The following is a 2,483-nucleotide window of genomic DNA, read 5'->3' on the forward strand; positions in this document are numbered from 1 at the left end:
GGGCTGGGGGCGCGGGTCCCCGCGCCGCTGCCGGGGTGCCGCTCCGGCCGAGGGCTGTGAAGTGCGGCACGCGCGGGGGCGTCGGGCGGCGCGTGTCTTCTTGTGGGCGGCGGGAGTTGGGCAGGGGGACTCTCCTTTTTGCCCCCTCGGAGGTGGCCGCCGTGCGCGCCTTGAACGTATCCGTCCGTCTGGCCGCCACGGTCATGGCCGTAGCGGCAGCCGCCGGCTGTATGAGCGTGGGGGACGAGGGGCGGAAGCCCGGCCCGTCGCCGTCCGCGGGGCAGCGGGGCGGTGAGAAGCCGGACGGGGGCTCCGCGGTGACGGGCGGCGGCGGTACGGGGTACCAGTCCGGGCAGGGGAAGCGGCGCGGCTCCGCCTCCCCCGGCCCTTCCGCGTCCAGGTCCGCCTCCGCCGCCCCGGCAGCCTCCGGGGCCGCCGAGCCGTCCGGGAAGGCGACGCCGCCGAAGGGGGGCACGGACGAGGGGAACGGGGAGTGGCCGGAGCAGCCCGAGCCGACGAAGGGGGAGCCGACTCCCCCGCCGACGGTGGAGCCCCAGCCCGAGCCCGAACCGTCGAAGCCGGTGGAGCCGCCGTCGCCGGAGCCCTCGGCCGAGCCGTCGTCGTCCGCGCACGAGCAGGGGGCGCAGTTGGTGGAGCGGGAGCCGGCGCCACGGGCCGGGGATGCGGCGTAGGGCGTGGGGAGTTGGAGGTCGGGGGGCCTGGTCGGGAGTGCGTTCGGGGTGTGTTCGGGTCGGGCTGTCCGTTCGGTTGCCCGTGCTCGACGTCGGGATTCCGCACCCGTTTGTCGTCGGCGCTCACCTGTCGCCCGAGGTATCAGCGTCTGACCTGCGGTTATCCGCCCAGTTTGCCTTGGTGGGTGGTGGGTGCGTATGGTGGTAGATCGTTTGATCCCATTGCCCGGCGCCACCACAGAGCGCGCCGTGTGGCGCGTACTCTCCCTTGCCGTGGCGGACCGCATAGAGGCGGTCGTGTGCGAATCACGGAGTTGACGGGCGCGTGCCGACGAGACTCCGGAAGGTTTCGCATACGCATGTCCATTTCCAGTACTGATCACGTCGTCGTGCCCGAGAACGGCGAAGACGTCGCGAACATCGAGAACATCGAGAGCATCGAGAACGTCTCCGTCGAGGCGGCGCCCGAGGTCACCTTCGCGACCCTGGGCCTCCCCGAGGGCGTTGTGCGCAAGCTCGCGCAGAACGGCGTGACCACCCCCTTCCCGATCCAGGCCGCGACCATCCCGGACGCCCTGGCCGGCAAGGACATCCTCGGCCGTGGCCGCACCGGCTCCGGCAAGACCCTCTCCTTCGGTCTGCCGCTGCTGACGCAGCTGTCCGGCAGCCACACGGAGAAGAAGAAGCCCCGCGGCATCATCCTCACGCCGACGCGTGAGCTCGCGATGCAGGTCGCGGACGCCCTTCAGCCGTACGGCGACGTCCTCGGCCTGAAGATGAAGGTCGTCTGCGGCGGTACGTCGATGAGCAACCAGATCTACGCCCTGGAGCGCGGCGTCGACGTCCTCGTCGCCACCCCGGGCCGACTGCGCGACCTCATCAACCGCGGCGCCTGCTCCCTCGCGAACGTCCAGGTCGCCGTGCTCGACGAGGCCGACCAGATGTCCGACCTGGGCTTCCTGCCCGAGGTCACCGAGCTGCTCGACCAGATCCCGGGCGGCGGCCAGCGCATGCTGTTCTCGGCCACGATGGAGAACGAGATCTCCACGCTGGTCAAGCGCTACCTGAGCAACCCGGTCACGCACGAGGTCGACAGCGCCCAGGGCAACGTCACGACCATGTCGCACCACATCCTCATCGTGAAGCCCAAGGACAAGGCGCCGGTCACCGCCGCGATCGCCTCCCGCAAGGGCCGCACGATCATCTTCGTCCGCACCCAGCTGGGCGCCGACCGCATCGCCGAGCAGCTCTGCGACTCCGGTGTGAAGGCCGACGCGCTCCACGGAGGCATGACGCAGGGCGCGCGTACCCGCGTGCTGGAGGACTTCAAGAAGGGCTACGTCAACGCGCTGGTCGCGACCGACGTGGCCGCCCGCGGTATCCACGTCGACGGCATCGACCTGGTCCTGAACGTGGACCCGGCCGGTGACCACAAGGACTACCTGCACCGCTCCGGCCGTACGGCCCGCGCGGGCCGGAGCGGCACGGTCGTGTCCCTCTCCCTGCCGCACCAGCGTCGCCAGATCTTCCGTCTGATGGAGGACGCGGGCGTCGACGCCTCGCGCCACATCATCCAGGGCGGTACGGCCTTCGACACCGAGGTCGCCGAGATCACCGGCGCCCGGTCGATGACCGAGGTCCAGGCCGAGTCGGTCGACAACGCCGCGCAGCAGGCCGAGCGTGAGGTCGCCCAGCTCAGCAAGGAGCTGGAGCGGGCCACGCGCCGCGCCTCCGAGCTGCGCGACGAGGCCACCCGGCTGACCGCGCGTGCCGCGCGGGAGCGGGGCGAGG

2 protein-coding genes are annotated in these 2,483 nt (G+C 71.6%); both read left to right on the forward strand.

Translation table 11 applies throughout. The features are described 5' to 3' along the window. Window positions 1-161: 161 nt before the first annotated feature. Complete coding sequence (locus tag AWZ10_RS14090; RefSeq protein ID WP_060891212.1) at window positions 162-692, forward strand: hypothetical protein; 531 nt, start codon at window positions 162-164, stop codon at window positions 690-692. 359 nt (window positions 693-1,051) lie between these two features. Continuing rightward, window positions 1,052-2,483 (forward strand): DEAD/DEAH box helicase (locus AWZ10_RS14095; protein ID WP_159058269.1); only part of this gene is annotated, 1,432 nt, incomplete at its 3' end.

The sequence above is a fragment of the Streptomyces europaeiscabiei genome (assembly GCF_001550375.1).
GTDB classification, from domain to species: Bacteria; Actinomycetota; Actinomycetes; order Streptomycetales; family Streptomycetaceae; genus Streptomyces; species Streptomyces europaeiscabiei.